Annotated in this window: 16 protein-coding genes; 4 read left to right on the plus strand and 12 right to left on the minus strand. The window is 60.9% G+C overall.

What is annotated here, in order from left to right:
* Nucleotides 1–218: 218 nt before the first annotated feature.
* Entirely contained in the window at nucleotides 219–983 is a 765-nt protein-coding gene (locus tag NAT23_RS09770; protein WP_251927851.1) for an SDR family NAD(P)-dependent oxidoreductase, read from the plus strand.
* Between the two features lie 79 nt (nucleotides 984–1,062).
* Here NAT23_RS09770 and lon read toward each other — a convergent pair whose 3' ends face one another.
* The 9 genes from lon to nrdR form a co-directional block, all read right to left on the minus strand.
* Nucleotides 1,063–3,477: an endopeptidase La gene (gene lon / locus NAT23_RS09775; protein ID WP_251927853.1), complete on the minus strand. Its 2,415-nt coding sequence runs from the start codon at nucleotides 3,475–3,477 to the stop codon at nucleotides 1,063–1,065.
* A gap of 144 nt (nucleotides 3,478–3,621) precedes the next feature.
* Complete coding sequence (locus NAT23_RS09780; RefSeq protein ID WP_251927855.1) at nucleotides 3,622–4,872, minus strand: DUF945 family protein; 1,251 nt, start codon at nucleotides 4,870–4,872, stop codon at nucleotides 3,622–3,624.
* A 42-nt stretch (nucleotides 4,873–4,914) separates the two neighbouring features.
* Nucleotides 4,915–5,388, minus strand: coding sequence for a phosphatidylglycerophosphatase A family protein (locus tag NAT23_RS09785; RefSeq protein WP_251593969.1), 474 nt, complete (start codon nucleotides 5,386–5,388; stop codon nucleotides 4,915–4,917).
* Complete coding sequence (thiL, locus tag NAT23_RS09790) at nucleotides 5,385–6,368, minus strand: thiamine-phosphate kinase (RefSeq protein WP_251927857.1); 984 nt, start codon at nucleotides 6,366–6,368, stop codon at nucleotides 5,385–5,387. Before thiL ends, NAT23_RS09785 begins: the two co-directional genes overlap by 4 nt.
* Nucleotides 6,369–6,381: 13 nt before the next feature.
* Nucleotides 6,382–6,888 carry a transcription antitermination factor NusB gene (nusB, locus tag NAT23_RS09795; RefSeq protein WP_251927859.1) on the minus strand — a complete coding sequence of 169 codons (507 nt, stop codon included), beginning with the start codon at nucleotides 6,886–6,888 and terminating at the stop codon, nucleotides 6,382–6,384.
* Entirely contained in the window at nucleotides 6,885–7,385 is a 501-nt protein-coding gene (gene ribH / locus NAT23_RS09800) for a 6,7-dimethyl-8-ribityllumazine synthase (protein ID WP_251593976.1), read from the minus strand. The genes nusB and ribH overlap by 4 nt, the downstream gene beginning before the upstream one ends.
* 62 nt (nucleotides 7,386–7,447) lie before the next feature.
* On the minus strand, nucleotides 7,448–8,593 hold the full coding sequence (gene ribBA / locus NAT23_RS09805) for a bifunctional 3,4-dihydroxy-2-butanone-4-phosphate synthase/GTP cyclohydrolase II (RefSeq protein ID WP_251927861.1): 1,146 nt from the start codon (nucleotides 8,591–8,593) through the stop codon (nucleotides 7,448–7,450).
* Nucleotides 8,594–8,672: 79 nt separating this feature from the next.
* Nucleotides 8,673–9,833, minus strand: coding sequence for a bifunctional diaminohydroxyphosphoribosylaminopyrimidine deaminase/5-amino-6-(5-phosphoribosylamino)uracil reductase RibD (ribD, locus tag NAT23_RS09810; RefSeq protein ID WP_251927863.1), 1,161 nt, complete (start codon nucleotides 9,831–9,833; stop codon nucleotides 8,673–8,675).
* A gap of 72 nt (nucleotides 9,834–9,905) precedes the next feature.
* Complete coding sequence (gene nrdR, locus NAT23_RS09815) at nucleotides 9,906–10,364, minus strand: transcriptional regulator NrdR (protein WP_251593987.1); 459 nt, start codon at nucleotides 10,362–10,364, stop codon at nucleotides 9,906–9,908.
* Nucleotides 10,365–10,543: 179 nt separating this feature from the next.
* Here nrdR and NAT23_RS09820 point away from each other — a divergent pair, with 179 nt between their 5' ends.
* Both NAT23_RS09820 and NAT23_RS09825 read left to right on the plus strand, forming a co-directional pair.
* Nucleotides 10,544–10,804, plus strand: coding sequence for a hypothetical protein (locus NAT23_RS09820; protein WP_251927865.1), 261 nt, complete (start codon nucleotides 10,544–10,546; stop codon nucleotides 10,802–10,804).
* 121 nt (nucleotides 10,805–10,925) lie between these two features.
* On the plus strand, nucleotides 10,926–11,174 hold the full coding sequence (locus NAT23_RS09825) for a GlsB/YeaQ/YmgE family stress response membrane protein (RefSeq protein WP_251927867.1): 249 nt from the start codon (nucleotides 10,926–10,928) through the stop codon (nucleotides 11,172–11,174).
* 83 nt (nucleotides 11,175–11,257) lie between these two features.
* Here NAT23_RS09825 and NAT23_RS09830 read toward each other — a convergent pair whose 3' ends face one another.
* A complete protein-coding gene (locus NAT23_RS09830) occupies nucleotides 11,258–12,238 on the minus strand; it encodes a TerC/Alx family metal homeostasis membrane protein (protein WP_251927876.1) in 981 nt (326 codons plus the stop codon).
* A gap of 354 nt (nucleotides 12,239–12,592) precedes the next feature.
* Here NAT23_RS09830 and NAT23_RS09835 point away from each other — a divergent pair, with 354 nt between their 5' ends.
* Complete coding sequence (locus NAT23_RS09835) at nucleotides 12,593–14,347, plus strand: sugar phosphorylase (protein ID WP_251927878.1); 1,755 nt, start codon at nucleotides 12,593–12,595, stop codon at nucleotides 14,345–14,347.
* A gap of 86 nt (nucleotides 14,348–14,433) precedes the next feature.
* Here NAT23_RS09835 and NAT23_RS09840 read toward each other — a convergent pair whose 3' ends face one another.
* Both NAT23_RS09840 and NAT23_RS09845 read right to left on the minus strand, forming a co-directional pair.
* Nucleotides 14,434–15,654 carry a glycosyltransferase family protein gene (locus NAT23_RS09840; protein WP_251927879.1) on the minus strand — a complete coding sequence of 407 codons (1,221 nt, stop codon included), beginning with the start codon at nucleotides 15,652–15,654 and terminating at the stop codon, nucleotides 14,434–14,436.
* A complete protein-coding gene (locus NAT23_RS09845; protein WP_251927881.1) occupies nucleotides 15,654–16,478 on the minus strand; it encodes an HAD-IIB family hydrolase in 825 nt (274 codons plus the stop codon). The genes NAT23_RS09840 and NAT23_RS09845 overlap by 1 nt, the downstream gene beginning before the upstream one ends.
* Nucleotides 16,479–16,525: the final 47 nt, after the last annotated feature.

The following is a 16,525-nucleotide window of genomic DNA, read 5'->3' on the forward strand; positions in this document are numbered from 1 at the left end:
GCCTGGGACGGCCTCTCTTGGCTGGAGGTTCTAGCCACGCTCGATCCATTGGCACAACGCCCTGGCACCTGGGTGCCGTGTGTCTCAGCGGTCGGACATTTTGTCACGCTTGACCCAACCGTTACCAGTGGCCTGTCGCCACTGGCCTCTCAGGGTACGCAGCCTCCGAGCATCCCCGTTATGCTAAAGGCGTACTCATTACGGATCGGGAGAGAACCATGGGGTCATCGGTTGTATTCATCACCGGCGCCACGTCCGGCTTCGGTCGCGCCTGTGCCTATCGCTTCGCGGACGCCGGCTGGTCGCTCATCATCAGCGGTCGCCGTAAATCGCGCCTGGACGAACTCGAGCGCGAACTGGGCGCGCGCGTTCCGGTGCACAGCATCGAGCTGGACGTGCGCGACAGCGACGCCATAACGGCCGCGGTCACGGCCCTGCCGGAAACGTTCAAGCGCGTAACCTGCCTGGTCAATAACGCGGGGCTCGCCCTCGGCGCCGGCCCCGCGCAGGAGTCAAAGCTCGATGACTGGCACACGATGATCGACACCAACATCACCGGCCTGGTCAATGTTACCCATGCGCTGTTGCCCACGCTGATCGAGAGTGGTGCCGGCGCAAGCATCGTCAATCTGGGCTCGGTTGCCGGTCAGTGGCCCTACCCCGGCAGCAACGTGTACGGCGCGTCTAAAGCGTTTGTAAAACAGTTCTCGCTGAACCTTCGCTGCGACCTGCTTGGCACCGGGGTCCGGGTGACCGACATCGCCCCCGGCATGGCCGAAAGCGAGTTCACGCTGGTACGCATGGGCAACGACCAGGCCGCCTATGACCGGCTTTATAACGACACCACCCCGCTTCAGCCCGAAGACATCGCCGAGCAGGTTTTCTATGTAGCCACTCTTCCGGCCCACATCAACATCAATCGGCTCGAAGTGATGCCGGTACGCCAGGCATGGCAGAACTTCGCGGTCGACCGCGACGCCTGAGCCCGACGCGCTGACCGATGCCAAGAACGAGAAAAGCCACCCGAAGGTGGCTTTTTCATGGCGGTATCGGCTGGGAGAATTAGCCGAACACGACCCTTGATACGTCGCGGTAGGTCTTGGCGAAGTGAACCGTCATGCCCTCTTTGAGGAAGTCAGGCAGTTCGTCGTAGTCGCGCTGATTGGCTTCCGGCAGCACCAGCTCGAAAATCGAGCTGCGCCGGGCTGCAATGACCTTTTCTCGAATACCGCCCACCGGCAGTACCTGCCCGGTCAGGGTGATCTCGCCGGTCATCGCAAGCGGCCGGTCAATTTCCTTGCCACGCGCCAGTGACAAAAGCGCAGTCGTCATGGTCACACCTGCGGACGGGCCATCCTTCGGCGTCGCTCCTTCCGGCACGTGCATATGCACGAAGGCCTCATCGAAGAAGCCTTTCGGTGCGCCGTACTCTTCCAAGTGCGCCACCGCGAAGCTGTAGGAGATGTTGGCCGACTCCTGCATGACATCGCCGAGCTTGCCGGTCAGCTTCAGCCCGCGTGACAGCGAATGAACGCAGCTTGCCTCGATCGGAAGCGTCGCTCCGCCCATCGAGGTCCAGGCAAGGCCCGTGACCACGCCGAGCCCGCGCAGTACCTTCTCCTTGCGAAACGTCGGCGCGCCGAGAAAGTCCTGAAGGTTATTGACCGAGACCTTGACCGTCTCCTCGTCACCTTCAAGCAGCCTCACCGCGGCCTTTCGCACGATGCGATGAAGCTGCTTTTCGAGCTGGCGCACACCGGATTCTCGCGCGTAGCCTTCGATAACCTGCTTGAGTGCGGCATCGGTCAGATTGATGCGCTTTTTCGGAATGTTGTCGCGCTTTAAAAGCCGCGGCCACAGATAGTTGCGCGCAATCGAGAACTTTTCCTCACCGATGTAGCCCGACAGTCGAATCTGCTCCATGCGGTCAATCAAGGGCCCGGGGATGCTGTCGAGCTGGTTGGCGGTACAGATGAACAGCACCTTGGACAGATCAAGGCGCACATCGAGGTAGTGATCCAGAAACTCGGAATTCTGCTCCGGGTCCAGCACTTCCAGAAGCGCCGAGGCGGGGTCGCCCTGAAACGACTGACCAAGCTTGTCGATCTCATCGAGCATGATGACCGGATTTTGAACCTCGATTTCCTTCAGAGACTGCACCAGCTTGCCCGGCATTGCGCCGATGTAGGTGCGCCGATGGCCCTTGATCTCGGCCTCATCGCGCATCCCCCCCACCGAGAACCGATAGAACTTGCGGTTGAGCGCCTCGGCGACCGAGCGGCCGATGGAGGTCTTGCCCACACCCGGTGGGCCAACCAGCAACAGGATCGAGCCGCCGACGTCACCCTTGAACGTGCCCTCGGCCAGAAACTCGATGATGCGCTCTTTCACGTCATGAAGGCCGTCGTGATCACGGTTGAGCACCTCGCGAGCATGGGCCAGATCGAGCTGGTCCTCTGAGAATACGCCCCAGGGAATCGAGGTCAGCCAGTCGAGGTAGTTACGGGTGGTGCCGTACTCCGGTGAGCCGGTCTCAAGCGTCGAGAGCTTATCAAGCTCTTCCTCGATGCGGGTGAGTACCTTGGGCGGCACCACCAAATCCTCGAGGCGGTAGCGGAAGGTATCGACGTCGTTATCCCGGTCATCCTTCGAGATACCGAGTTCCTTCTGGATGACCTTCAGCTGCTCACGCAGAAAGAACTTGCGCTGATGCTCCTGCATCTGGGAATTGACCTGCTCGGAAATCTCGCTTTGAAGCTGCGCGACGTCGATTTCCTTTCGAAGCAGCGGAAGCACCGCCTGCATCCGCTCGAGCACCGGCAACGTCTCGAGCACGTCCTGCAGCTCCGGCCCCTTGGCCGAGGTGATGGCGGCGGCAAAGTCGGTCAGCGGCCCCGGCTCGTTCGGGCTGAAATGATTCAGATAGTGCTTGAGCTCTTCGCCATAAAGCGGGTTAAGCGGCAACAGCTCCTTGATGCCATTGATCACCGACATCGCGTACGCCCGAGTCTCGTCGCTGTCCTTGTCGAGCGCTTCTTTCGGATAGCTGACCTCAACCAGATACGGCGGCGTCTTGGAGAGCCAGCGCGCGATCTTGAACCGACGAAGGCCCTGGGCAATAAACTGGATCTGCTCGTTGGCCTGCTTGGCCTGATGCACCTTCACTGCAGTACCAAACGCCGGAAAATCCTCGAACGAGAGCTCATCGCTTTCAGCGTCGCCGACAAAGGCCACCCCCACCATGTGGTGCGAGGTCTTGGCCACTTCCTGAATGGTTTCGCTCCAGCGATTTTGATTGATCAAAAGCGGCTGGACCTGCGCCGGAAAGAACGGGCGATTGTGAATCGGCAGCAGGTACAGGCGATCAGGCAGGGAGTCACTCGAGGCCACCAGCCCTCGGCCGGTGGAGCTTGGCGCGTTGCCGTTTTCGTCGGTATCGTCGATCAGTACTTCCGGGTCTTCGTTGTGATCACTCATGCCTTCCCCTTTAAACGGTCGAACCGGTCGGCTCTTTTCCTAGTACACCCAATATGGGCACACCGGCGCTTTATCAAGCAGCCTAAACGATCAGGGCGCGCATCGAAGCCGATGCGCGCCCTGTCGTAAGCACAGCCAGGAAGTCTAGTCGCCGAGGCGGGTAAATTCCCGATCGTTGACGTAAAGCGTCCGATCAGAAAGTTTAAAGACGAGCTTGGACTGGTCTGGCGCCCCGACGATCAACGATATGATCGGCGGCGCGTTGTTAAGGGTAAGCTTACCCTTGACCCGTTCCAGCAGCGCACGTTGACCGACGTCGGTCGCCAATGCATCGGCCGGCAGGCTCTGAACGTCGTTGCCATCGAAATCGACCGTGCCTTCAGCGGTGATCGGCTTATTGAACAGCGGCCCCTCGAAGCGAAGCGTCGAGAGCGTCCAGGTCGGCGAGCTCGATAACGCCTTGAGCACCGACGGCGTCAGATCACGCAGCGCGCGAGCATCGACATCACCCTGCGCCCACTCGGGGTGCTGATCCAAAAGCGCCTTGGCGCCGTACCAGCCATCCGCGTTCACGTCACTTAAAGAGCTGTTCATCGTTAGATTGCCAAGACGCTGCCCGGCGGTCGACATGTCAGTAAGCTCGGCCTGTACGGTCTGATCGAGCATCTTGTCATGATGCGTGAGCCGACTGGCTAACTGCGTGGTCTTGACGGTCACCGGCATCAGCTGTTCGGCGCTCAACCGGGCGTCGTTGATGGTCATGTTGACCCGACGCTCCATGACCGCCGGACGACCTTCCTGCGTCGCATCGAAATGGGTGTTGCCAAGCGTCAACTCACCCGAGAAATCCCGATAGCCAAGGGCACCAAACGAGCCATCGACGTGCCACTGTTTCTGGTCGAGATTGGCCTCGATCGACAGGCCATCGAGACTCATGTGCTGCGCGCCGGTGTCGGCCTTGAGGTCGGGCACATCGAGCGTAAGCGTCGCGCCCTGATCCAGATGCGAGAACGTGGAATGGAACCGGGCCTTGTCGCCGCCGGCCAGAAGCGTCGAGAAGACATAGGGCGTATCACCCTCGGTCTTTGCATCGAGCGTCCCCTCGACCTCGGTCGAGAGCAGACCATGATGCGCGGTGTAGGGTGCAGTCACGGTCAAGGGCGGCTGATCGGATTCGCCTTTGGTGCGCGCGCTCAACGTGCCCGTCGAGGAGAAGAAGCCACGCTCGACATCGGCTGCCTCGAGATCAAGCTGCGGCGTCTCGGCGTTGATCCGCTGGATCTGGGCATTCAACTGCTCATCGAACATGTAGCTGCTGTAGGCGGTACCGCCAAGCCAGACACCGAGCCCAACCACGACAAGGCCACCAAGACTTGCGCCAAGTTTCTTGTTCATACCTGCTCCAGATCAAATAGGGCGGGACATGGCCGCGTTACATCATTGCAGCCAGAACCAGAGGTGCATGGTGCTCCAGGCGTATACGCCTGCCAGCACGTCATCGAACATGATGCCAAAGCCGCCGGCAACGCGGCGGTCCACGGTACGAATCGGCCAGGGTTTGATGATGTCGAACACTCGAAACACCACAAAGCCCCAGAGCGCCGATTGCCAGGAAAACGGAACCGCGGCCATGGTCAGCCAGTAACCGACGAATTCATCCCAGACAATGCCTGAGTGGTCGTGCACGCCCAGATCGCGCGAGGTCTTGCCGCACAGATAGATCCCCACCAGCATCGTGACCACCAGGATGCCGAGATAGTACGGCAGCGTCAGTGAACTCATCAGCCAGTAGAACGGGATGGCGGCCAGGGTACCGAACGTGCCTGGGGCGAACGGAACCGTGCCGCTGCCAAGGCCGAAGGCCAGAAAATGCACCGGATTGCGCCAGACACTCTTTGGAGCCGGAGTCATGATGTTTCTCCGAAGTGGCGCCACCCACCGGGGTTATCCGGCCCGCCGTCGATCGCGTTTGTACGCGCCGACAGTTTGCCGATGTAAATGAGCTCGTGCCCGAGTGCGGCGGCCGCTTGATGCGCCTCGCCGAGTCGAGCCGGCGCGACCGAGACCAGCAGTTCGTAATCATCGCCCCCATGCCAGAAGGCCTGCGACCGCTCATTCGCATCCAGTGACGCAAGCGATGGCGCATAGGCCGAGTCGGGCACGCTAAGCTCGGCGCCAAGCCCGCTTGCGCGGCACACATGGGAAAGATCGGCCCAGAGCCCGTCGGAAAGATCGATGGCAGTACTGGCACAGGTGCGCAGACGCTCGCCGAGCCTTGTCCGTGGCACGGGGTAAAGGTAGGCGGCAAGCGCCGATGTCTTACAGTCGCGCTCACCGCGCTGCCAGGCCTTGAGTCCAGCGTTGGCGCCCCCGAGCGGGCCGGTCAACAGAAGATGATCGCCATCCGCCCCCCCGTGACGCACCAACGCCTGACCGATGGGCACTTCGCCCATGACGGTGATGGCAATGGACAGCGGCCCGCGGGTGATGTCGCCGCCGACAAGCACGATGCCCTGGCGATGCGCCAGCGCATGCAGCCCCTCGGCGAACGCATCGACCCACGCAGTGTCGGCCTCGGGCAGAGTCAACGCGAGTGTGAACCACCGAGGCGTCGCGCCCATCGCGGCAAGGTCGCTCAGATTGACCGCAAGCGCCCGATGGCCAATGGCGTGCGCCGGGGCATCCGCCGGAAAATGCACGTCGACGTTGGAGGTATCGGTACTGACCACCAGCCGGTGGCCCGGCGTAGGCACAAGCAGCGCGCCATCATCACCAGGCCCCAGCTCGACACCGGCATTCGCGCAAGCGAAACGATCATAGCCATCGCGCTCGCCTGAAAGGCTCTTGAGCACATGGCGCTGAATCAGTTCGAACTCACCCGGTGACGTCATTATCGACTCGCACTCAGCGCCGTCGCGCCTGGACTTCTGCACTTCGCAGCGTCAGGGCCAGACGATCGAGAATGGAGTTGACGAATTTGTGGCCGTCGGTGGCGCCGAAGGACTTGGCCAGTTCGACCCCTTCGTTGATCACGACGCGATACGGCACTTCAAAGCGCTTGGCAAGCTCATACGTTTCCAGTCTAAGGATCGCAAGCTCAACCTGATCAAGCTCTTCAAGCTTGCGATCAAGGAGCGGCGCCAGAAGCTGGTCGACTTCATCACTGAAGCGCGCGGCCCCATGAAGAAGATCATGAAAAAGCGCCAGATCGGCAATCTTCATCACCTCAGCCCAGTTTTCGTGCGGAGCCATGTCTTCATCAGGCTCCTGGCTTCGAAACTCTGTCTCAAGCTGACGGATCGGCTTGTCAGTCAACTGCCACTGATACAGACACTGAACGGTCAGCTCGCGTGCTGCGCGTCGCGCCAGCTGGGATTTCGATGGCGCCTTGCCCGAACGTGCCTGACTCACTGATCACCCCCAACCTGAATACCACCGCTGAGCTGGCGCAGAAGCGACACCATTTCCATTGCGGCCATCGCCGCCTCGGTGCCCTTGTTACCGGCCTTGGTGCCGGCACGCTCGATGGCCTGCTCGATGCTGTTGACCGTCAGAACGCCATTGGCAACGGGCGTATCGAACTCAAGCTGCAAGCGGCCAATGCCACTGTTGCACTCACCGGCGACATATTCGAAATGCGGTGTCCCGCCGCGGATTACCGCGCCGAGCGCGATCACGGCGTCCGGCTCCAGAAAGGTCAGCGCCCGCTTGACCGCGAGCGGAAGCTCCCAGGCACCCGGCACATGAATCAGGTCGATGTTTTCTTCGCTGACGCCGTGGCGTACCAGAGCGTCGACCGCCCCTTCCACCAGGCTATCGACAACGTGATGATTGAAGCGGCCCACCACGATGGCATAGCGCCCATCCACGTCGGTAAAGCGGCCTTCTACTTGTGCAATCGGTTGCATTACTCAGTTTCCTTGCCGGCGTCTAAAGGCGCCGGTCGATCTTTGTCGGGATAAAGGGGGGGCTATTCTAACGGCTGTTTGGCGTCGAGGGTATCGCCTGCAACCTGTTCGACCACTTCAAGCCCGAAACCGGACAGCGCCGAGAAGCGCCAGGGTGAGCTCAAAAGGCGCATTCGACCCACACCGAGCGTCGTCAGAATCTGTGCGCCGGTGCCCACCGTCAGATACCCGCCGCTGCCATCGGAGACGCTGTCTCGAGGCACTCGCCTGCGCTCGAAGAAGATATCGAGTCGGTCGGCCAGATCCCCTCCCATTTCACGTGTATCGAGCAGCACGAGCACACCGCACTCAGTGTGGGCGATTTCCTGAAGCGCTTCGCTTGCGCTCCAGCCCGTGCGTTTTCCCTCGCGCTTGAGCATCAGGAGATCGCGCATCGCATCAGCCACGTGGACGCGCACCGTAGTCAGCCGGTCGGGGTCTGGCGTGCCCTTGACCAGTGCCAGATGATGAGTCTTCAGGGTTTCATCAAAGAAGCGATGCAGCATGAACTCGCCTGCGGTCGTTTCGACCGGCTCCACATCCACCGGCTCGACCGTTTTCTCGTTGAGCATGCGGTAATGGATCAGATCGGCGATGGTACCGATGCGAATGCCGTGGCGCTCGGCGAACGCTTCGAGCTCCGGCCGGCGCGCCATGCTGCCATCGTCATTCATGATCTCACAGATCACACCTACCGGCGGAAAACCCGCCATGGCCGCGAGATCGCACGCGGCCTCGGTGTGGCCGGCCCGGCGCAGAACGCCCCCGTTTTCGGCCATCAGCGGGAAAATGTGGCCGGGCTGAACGATGTCGTCCTCGGTCGCACCGCGCGCGGCAGCGGCCCGAACCGTTCTTGCCCGGTCCGCCGCCGAGATGCCGGTGGTTACGCCGGTGGCGGCCTCGATCGACACCGTGAATTTGGTTCCAAAGCCCGAGCCGTTACGCTTGACCATCAAATCCAGGCCGAGCTGGGTGCAGCGCGCGGGCGTCATCGGCATGCAGATCAAGCCACAGGCATGACGGGCCATGAAGTTGATGTGACTGGCCTCGACGCATTCCGCCGCCATGATGAGATCACCTTCGTTCTCTCGATCCTCATCATCCATGAGAATCACCATCTTGCCTTGCCGAATGTCATCGACAAGTTCTTGAATCGGCGAAAGGGCCATGCGCTCTCCTAAAAAATCAAACTCATCATGACGACGAGCCACAGACTACTCGTAACGAAACGGTTCTGCCAAGGCGCGCTTATTCAAGCGACGCATTGGCCACCGTTTCCGGCCGCGCAAGAATTCGCCAATCGCTTCCGAAGGCGCGGACGTCTTCGATCACCAGTCGACGCTGATCGCTCATTTTGGCAAGCGGGCCAAGCTCGAACAGCGGCCGGGCCTGCCCGCCCATAAGCGTTGGGGCCATGAACAGGTGAAGTTCGTCCACCAGCCCAAGTGTCAGCGCCTCACCGGCAAGGGTGGCCCCGGTTTCAAGAAGAATGTCATTGCACGCCTCTTGGTCACCCAGATAACGCCACAGCGCCACGAGATCGACTCGGCCCTCGGCATTGGCCGGCAGCACCAGACAACTGGCCCCCGCCTGCTCGAGCGCTGAGCGCTTGTCGGCATCGGTCGACGTGGTCGCAACAAGGGTCGCGCCCGGCTCACTTAGGCACTGAGCGTCAACCGGCATGCGAAGTGTGCTGTCGACCACGACCCGCAAGGGCTGACGGTAGCTTCGCCCGGGCTCGCACGGCACGGCAGCGACGCCGTCCGGCTCGGCGCGAACGGTCAGGCGGCTGTCGTCATCGAGGATGGAACCGATGCCGGTTACCACCGCGCTTGCGCTTGCGCGAAGTCGTTGAACCTCGCCCCGCGCCGCTGCGCCGGTGATCCACTGGGATTCACCGCTTGCCATGGCGGTTCGGCCATCGAGGCTCATCGCCATCTTGAGCCGGGTATACGGCAAGCGCCCGGTCATGCGGGCAATGAAGCCTCGATTGAGCGCACGCGCCTCCTCCTCGAGCACACCCTCGACCACCTCGATGCCGGCATCCCGACACATCTGAAAACCGCGCCCGGCCACCTGAGGGTTCGGGTCCGTCATCGCAACAACCAGCCGCGCGATGCCGGCGTCGATCAACGCCTTGGAGCACGGCGGGGTTCGACCGTAATGAGAGCATGGCTCCAGAGTGACGTAGGCCGTCGCCCCACGAACCTGATCGCCGGCCGCCATGATGGCGTGAATCTCGGCATGGGGTTCGCCCGCCCACATGTGGGCGCCCTCCCCCACGATCTCGCCTTCCCGGACCAGCACACACCCCACCCGAGGATTGGGGTCGGTGGTGTAGCGGCCGCGCTCGGCAAGCCGAATCGCGTGAGCCATGTAGAAAGCATCGGTTCGAGACTGAGCGGACATTACTGCAGTTCCTGAAAAACATGTGACGCGACCGTACGAGCGCGGCAAGCGCCGCGCTGCGACAACGTGTCGCTAGGAAAGATCGCCGGTAAGGCGTTCAATTTCAGCGCGAAATTCGTCGAGGTCCTGAAACCGACGGTAGACCGACGCAAAGCGAATGTAGGCCACCTGATCGAGCTTTCGAAGCTGCTCCATGACGGCCTCGCCCACGATGCGGGCGGCGACTTCCCGCTCGCCGCGTGCACGCAGGGTCTGGCGCACGCGCACGATGGCCGCCTCGATCGCCTCGGCGCTGACGGGCCGCTTTTCGAGCGCACGCATCATGCCGGCGCGCAGCTTGTGCTCATCAAAGCTTTCGCGCGAGCCGTCGCCCTTGATCACGCGGGGCATGATCAGCTCGGCGGTCTCATAGGTCGTGAAGCGCTCGCCGCAGGCAAGGCACTGGCGACGTCGTCGAACCTGATCACCCTCGGCCACCAGCCGCGAGTCGGACACCTTGGTTTCGTGGGTACCGCAAAAAGGGCAGTGCATCGGCAGACTTCCGATGAATAACGATGAACAACGGCGTCAGGCGTTCGAATCGATCGACGTCTGAGCCACGCGATAAATCGCATTGTACCCCGCCTGACGGGATGGGGAAAATTACACGACCGGCGCGGCCTCTCCAAAGTGGGGTCGCTCAACGTTCTTGACCACCTAGGAGCGCACCCATGGATATTCTGTCCTGGTTCTTTACCGGCCTTTTAACCGGCTTTCTGTTCAACATCGTCGTTCCCCGCCGAGGGGCGCTCGGCTTTCTCGGCAGCATGGGCGCCGGCGCCCTCGGTGGCGTCGGTCTCGCCTTCATCGCCTCCATTGCCGGCCTACTCCCTGAGGGCGCGTTCAGTGAACTGGGCGTAGCACTTGCGTTCGCGGGCGCGCTCGGTTTCAACATGGTGTGCGCAAGTTATCGCCTCGTCAGCGGCCGTTGAGTGAGCGGCCGTTGAACGCCCATGCGTCTGCCGTTGAGCACAATGAATTGCCATTGCCTTAAAGCCCGCCTAGGGTAAGAGCGCATCCACAACTCGGTTCACGCTCACTCAAGGAGGACTCATGGGCATCATTGCATGGATAGTGTTCGGTCTTATCGCAGGCGCCATCGCCAAACTGCTCATGCCGGGCAAGGATCCGGGCGGGTGCATCGTCACCAGCGTGATCGGCATCGTCGGCGCGGTGGTCGGTGGCTGGATCGGCTCGGCGCTCGGCTTCGGCGATGTAACTGGATTCAATGTTGGAAGCTTCGCCATTGCCGTGCTCGGCGCCGTGATCCTGCTGGTGCTTTACCGGCTAATCAAGCGCTAACGCACCTGATGCGCTTGCAGTGCACTAAAAAAACGGCCCCTTGAAGGGGCCGTTTTTGATGGCGGCGGCGCGATTGCGCCGGCTCATTCTTGGTTGTGCGTCTTGACCAGACTCGCCATGGTCGTGGTGGCCAGCACACAGACGATAACGGCAAGTGAGGTCCAGGTCGAAATGTGCGGCGCCCAGGCGATCGACTCGCCCCCATTGAGAAACGGCAGCGTGTTTTCGGTCATCGCGTGGAAAATAAGCTTGAGACCAATGAACGCAAGAATAACCGAGAGCCCAACCCCCAGATAAACCAGGCGGTTCAACAATCCTCCCAACAGGAAGTAGAGCTGCAAGAGCCCCAACAGCGCAAAGGCGTTGGTGGTAAACACGATGTAGGGCTCATTGGTCAGGCCGTAGATGGCCGGAATGGAGTCGAGCGCGAACAGCACATCGGTCAGGCCAAGCGCCAGCACCACTAGAAACAGAGGAGTGACGACGCGCTTGCCATCGATCTTGGCGAAAAGCTTGTTGCCGTGAAACGTCTCGGTTGCCGACAGGTGCTTCTGCGCGAACTTGACCACCGCATTCGGCTCGTATTCGTCGTCTTCCTTGCCGTGAGACAGCGACTCGAGCGCAAGCTTGACCGCGGTGTACAGAAGAAACAGGCCAAAGATATAAAACACCCAGCTGAACTGGTTGATGGCCGCCGCCCCCACGGCAATGAAAATACCGCGAAGAATCAGGGCGATCACGATGCCGATCAACAGCGCCTTCTGTTGAAACTCCCTGGGTACGCCGAATTTCGCCATGATGATCGCGAACACGAACAGATTGTCCACCGACAGGCTCTTTTCGGTGATGAACCCGGCCAGAAACTCGCCGCCGTGCCCATGCCCCCAGACCGTCCAGACCCCGGCGCAAAAGACCAGCGCCAGCGCGACGTAGAAAACCGACCACAGCGCAGCCTCTTTCATCGAGGGCGCGTGCGCTTTTCGAGTATGTGCAAAAAAATCGAATACAAAAAGGGCGGCGAAGCCCGCGATCGTGACTTCCCAGACCCAGACGGGGACATCCATTTTCAAACCTCCGGTAAAGCAGTAAGTGCCATGAACCCCATGGCTGGCTACCGGAGGTCTCTTCCGCAGCGAAATGCTGCCGAAGGCACCGGGGTGATGAACCCGTGATGACGACACCTTCGTAGACGGGAATACTCCCCTCCTGACGCGGCTCAAGTCTCGTCGAGACCGCCCTCACATGCAAGTGCTCGCCTTTAAATGCGCTTAACTCTGAGCCGGCCCAGAGTCGTCGCCGCCAGAGTCAGGCACTACAGTTAAAGAGCCGCCGAGCGGCCCATAACGACGCATTACCCATAACAACGCACTATTCACAACAACGCACCATTCATAACAATAAGGCACCAGGAGTCAGTCATGACCTTGAAGGACACCTCCGTTACCCCATTGAATGAACACCAATTCACCGAGCGCGCCAGTGCGCTCTTGAGTTTTGTCTATGGCGAGGCGCGCGCCGACGGCGTACTCAGGCGGCTGATGCAGCTGATCGAGAGCTACGCAGACGCCTTCGATGCCACTCCCCGGCCGCTTTGGAGCGAAAAGAGCCAGGTCCTGATCACCTACGGCAATACCGTAAGCGCCGCCGCCCCGGACGTGTTTCCGCTTGATGAGCTGAACCGCTTTCTCGGTGAGCGGCTCAATGACACCTTCAGCGCCGTGCACATCCTGCCCTTTTTCTCCTGGAGCTCCGACGACGGCTTTTCCATCACCCACTACCTCGAGGTCAGCCCGGATCTGGGCGACTGGGCCGACATTCGACGAATCGCCGAAGGACACAACCTGATGCTGGATTTGGTGATCAACCACGTCTCGCGTGAATCGCTCTGGTTTGCCGACTACATTGCCGGCACCCAACCCGGGCGCGACTACTTCATCGAACTGCCGGCCAACACCGACGTTTCCAGAGTCACACGCCCGCGCAATACGCCACTTCTGGTGCCGGTCTCGACCCGGCGCGGCACACGCCACGTATGGGCGACGTTCTCCGACGATCAAATCGATCTCAACTTCGAAAACCCAGACGTTTTGATCGAAATGCTTGGCGTACTGCTCAACTACCTGAGCCAGGGCGCGCGCATCGTGCGACTCGACGCCATCGCCTTTTTATGGAAAGAGCTCGGTACGGCCTGCATTCACCTGCCCCAGACCCACGCCATAGTCAAACTGATTCGGGCCGTATTCGACTACCTCGTACCGGGCGTGCTGTTGATTACCGAAACCAACGTGCCGCACCATGAAAACCTGAGTTATTTCGGTGACGGCGATGAAGCGCACATGGTGTATCAGTTCACCCTGCCGCCGCTTCTGGTGCACACACTCAGTACCGGCGACGCCGCCCCGTTGACCGAGTGGGCGGCAACGCTTCCTCCCCTGCCTGCGGGATGCACCTACTTCAATTTTACTGCAAGCCACGATGGCATCGGCGTGCGCGCGCTCGAAGGCCTGCTGCCCGAGCACGACATCAGCCAGTTGCTTGAGCTCATGAAACGCTTCGGCGGCCACGTCAGCATGAAAACCGGCCCGGACGGTGAGGACTCGCCCTATGAGATCAACATCACCTACTTCGATGCCATGAAAGGCACCCGCAAGGGCGAAGACCCGTGGCAGATCGGTCGATTTCTGTGCAGCCAGACCATCATGATGGGGCTTCAGGGCATTCCGGGCGTCTATCTTCACAGCCTCACCGCCACCGGCAACGACACCAATGGCGTTCAACGCACCGGCCACCTGCGCGCCATCAACCGCAAACGCTGGCAGCGTGACACGCTCGAGCACCTGCTTGATTCGCCCACCACCCCGACGCGGAGCGTGTTCGAGCGCTTGACCAAGCGCTTGAAACTCCGGCGGGCGGAGCCCTGCTTTCACCCGGACGTGCCTCAGAAAATTCTGGAACTCTCCCCGCAGGTGTTCGCCTTTCTGCGCGGCCCGCTTGAAAATGGCCGACGCTTGCTGGCCCTTCACAACGTCTCAGACCAGCCCCAGGCCATCACCTTGCCAGACGGCCTCAAAGGGCGCGGCTGGACCGATCTGATCGATAATCTGGCCTCGCCCGATGACGAGAAACTGCTGCTCAAGCCCTATCGCAGCGCCTGGCTTGTAAGCCAGAGCTGATTCCGTGGCGTCAACTTGCCATTAAAAAAGGGCCGTTCGGCCCTTTTTTAATGCATGGTTCGTGTCGGCATAAAGCCTTTGATCGCTCACACGTCGCCGCTGTTGTCCTGCTCAACGGCGTCATGCAGGCGCTCGAGTAGCGCAGGAAATGCAGACTGCACCCGGCTCCAGCTCGCGATGAACGGCTTGTCACGCGGGTTTTTGAGAAACGCGTCACCGGCGTCCATGATCGCCTGGGCGAACAGCTCGACGGCCTGCTCCTCACTGTGACGGTCGACCTTGAGACCGTTCATCATCGCGTCGTTGTAGTAGCTTTCGATCAGGTCGAGCGCGGTGCGGTAGTAGGTCGCCTTCAGGGTGCGGAAATCCTCTTCGTGAATGATCACGCCAAGCGTTGCCAGCTTGCGATAGAGCGCCTTGGCGATGTCCAGACTCATGCGGTTGAGCCCGGCGCTTGCGTCCTCCGGGGACAGCGGCTGATGCTTGTGATCGTAGGTATCGGCGATATCGACCTGACACAGCCGTTTGGTCGAGTAGTTGCGGTGAACTTCTGAGAGCACCCCGATTTCAAGCCCCCAGTCGCTTGGAATGCGAATGTCGTTGAGCACCGAGGCGCGCATCGAAAACTCGCCCGACAGCGGATAGCGGTAGCTGTCGAGGTAGTTCAGGTAATCAAGCGGCCCATACATCTTTTTAAGCGCTCGAAGCATCGGTGTGACCATCAAGCGCCCGACCCGGCCATTGAGCTTGCCGCTGGCGACCCGGGCGTAATAGCCCTTGCAGAACTCGTAGTTGAACCGCGGGTTGGCGATCGGATACATCATCCGTGCCAGAAGCGTGCGGTCGTAGGTGACGATATCGCAGTCGTGCAGCCCGATCGCCTCCGAGCGGCCAGAGGCCAGGGCGTAGCCCGAGCAGAACCAGACGTTACGCCCCTTGCCCGGGGCCTGCGGCGCCAGCTCTTCCTTGGCCAGATCCTGGTCGATTGCGCTCAGGCGCGGCCCATCGTTCCAGAGGATGCGGTGGTGCTGGGGAAGCCGCGAGAAAAAATCCCGCGCATGCAGAAACTGGTCGCGGTCGGCGCGGTCGAGTCCGATGATGATCTCATCGATGTAATCGACCTCTTTCAACTGATCAACAATGCGCGTAAGCGCCGGGCCTTCAAGCTCCGAGTACAGCGACGGCAGGATCAGCCCCATCGGGCGACGCTTCGAAAACTGCTTGAGCTCGCTTTCAAGCGCCTCGACCGGGCGATTGCCCAGATTGTGGAAATTGGTGATGATGCCATTTTGGTAGAAGTCGCTCATCAATCCGCCTCTTTGTCATGTCCCAGCCAATGATCAAGCCCTTCGGCCCAGCCGGCAGGCCCCGAATGCTGCGTCATGTAGGCCCCCTCAACCTCAAGCACGCGGCCGTGGTCGTTTCGAATCGCCACGGCGCGGTCACAGGCCTTGAGCATTGATACATCGTTTTCACCATCGCCAAGGGCAATCGAGCGCACGCTCTGCTCAAAGATCGCTTCGTGACGCTCGCACAGCCAACGCGCGGCCGCCCCCTTGTTGACCTCCTCGCCCAACACATGATGAAAGCGCCCGCCGCGGGTCAATGAAAGGCCGGTGCCGGCGAGCAGCTGTTGAAAGTGGGTCAGTTGATCGGGCGTATCTTCCCAGACGATCGGCTCGGAGCCCTGGCGGTCGCGCGCGCGCTCGGCCGCCTGCTCATCGAGCCCTGTCCGCTCGACGACCTCCTGAAGCGTCATGTCCCCGAAGCCCCGAAAGCTCAAGCGCTCCTGAGACCGTACGGCCTCGAGCACGTCTCGTATCCGGGCGTAGTCCGCGCCCAGATGAACCACGGCCCAGCCGCTGTCATCGACCGCTTCATTCAGGCACCACTCCGGCGGCAGGATGACGGCACTGCCGTTTTCGACGATGTACGGTGCATAGAGGTCAAGCTCCTGGCGAAGCGTTGCGACCTCGGCGCGGGTCTTGCTGGTATTGATGATGACGGGAATGGCCTTGTCGCGCAGGCGATCAAGCCAGGGCGCGGCGGACTGCCAATCGTAGTTGTCGTGATCGAGCAGCGAGCCGTCCAGATCGGTAAAAACAAGTAACGTGTCGTGCGATAAAACCATAAATGCGCGCCCTGGGTTGTGGTGTTGTCGAGGCGTCTGGCGTACTT

The organism is Larsenimonas salina (assembly GCF_023736155.1).
GTDB lineage: Bacteria > Pseudomonadota > Gammaproteobacteria > Pseudomonadales > Halomonadaceae > Larsenimonas > Larsenimonas salina.

What these genes read in the sequence shown, in the direction of transcription:
- NAT23_RS09770 (WP_251927851.1), top strand. Translation starts at nt 219, where the DNA reads ATGGGGTCATCGGTTGTATTCATCACCGGCGCCACGTCCGGCTTCGGT.
- thiL (WP_251927857.1), bottom strand. Translation starts at nt 6,368, where the DNA reads ATGACGTCACCGGGTGAGTTCGAACTGATTCAGCGCCATGTGCTCAAG.
- ribBA (WP_251927861.1), bottom strand. Translation starts at nt 8,593, where the DNA reads ATGGCCCTTTCGCCGATTCAAGAACTTGTCGATGACATTCGGCAAGGC.
- NAT23_RS09830 (WP_251927876.1), bottom strand. Translation starts at nt 12,238, where the DNA reads ATGGATGTCCCCGTCTGGGTCTGGGAAGTCACGATCGCGGGCTTCGCC.
- NAT23_RS09820 (WP_251927865.1), top strand. Translation starts at nt 10,544, where the DNA reads ATGGATATTCTGTCCTGGTTCTTTACCGGCCTTTTAACCGGCTTTCTG.
- lon (WP_251927853.1), bottom strand. Translation starts at nt 3,477, where the DNA reads ATGAGTGATCACAACGAAGACCCGGAAGTACTGATCGACGATACCGAC.
- NAT23_RS09835 (WP_251927878.1), top strand. Translation starts at nt 12,593, where the DNA reads ATGACCTTGAAGGACACCTCCGTTACCCCATTGAATGAACACCAATTC.
- NAT23_RS09845 (WP_251927881.1), bottom strand. Translation starts at nt 16,478, where the DNA reads ATGGTTTTATCGCACGACACGTTACTTGTTTTTACCGATCTGGACGGC.
- NAT23_RS09780 (WP_251927855.1), bottom strand. Translation starts at nt 4,872, where the DNA reads ATGAACAAGAAACTTGGCGCAAGTCTTGGTGGCCTTGTCGTGGTTGGG.
- nrdR (WP_251593987.1), bottom strand. Translation starts at nt 10,364, where the DNA reads ATGCACTGCCCTTTTTGCGGTACCCACGAAACCAAGGTGTCCGACTCG.
- NAT23_RS09785 (WP_251593969.1), bottom strand. Translation starts at nt 5,388, where the DNA reads ATGACTCCGGCTCCAAAGAGTGTCTGGCGCAATCCGGTGCATTTTCTG.
- ribD (WP_251927863.1), bottom strand. Translation starts at nt 9,833, where the DNA reads ATGTCCGCTCAGTCTCGAACCGATGCTTTCTACATGGCTCACGCGATT.
- ribH (WP_251593976.1), bottom strand. Translation starts at nt 7,385, where the DNA reads ATGCAACCGATTGCACAAGTAGAAGGCCGCTTTACCGACGTGGATGGG.
- NAT23_RS09825 (WP_251927867.1), top strand. Translation starts at nt 10,926, where the DNA reads ATGGGCATCATTGCATGGATAGTGTTCGGTCTTATCGCAGGCGCCATC.
- NAT23_RS09840 (WP_251927879.1), bottom strand. Translation starts at nt 15,654, where the DNA reads ATGAGCGACTTCTACCAAAATGGCATCATCACCAATTTCCACAATCTG.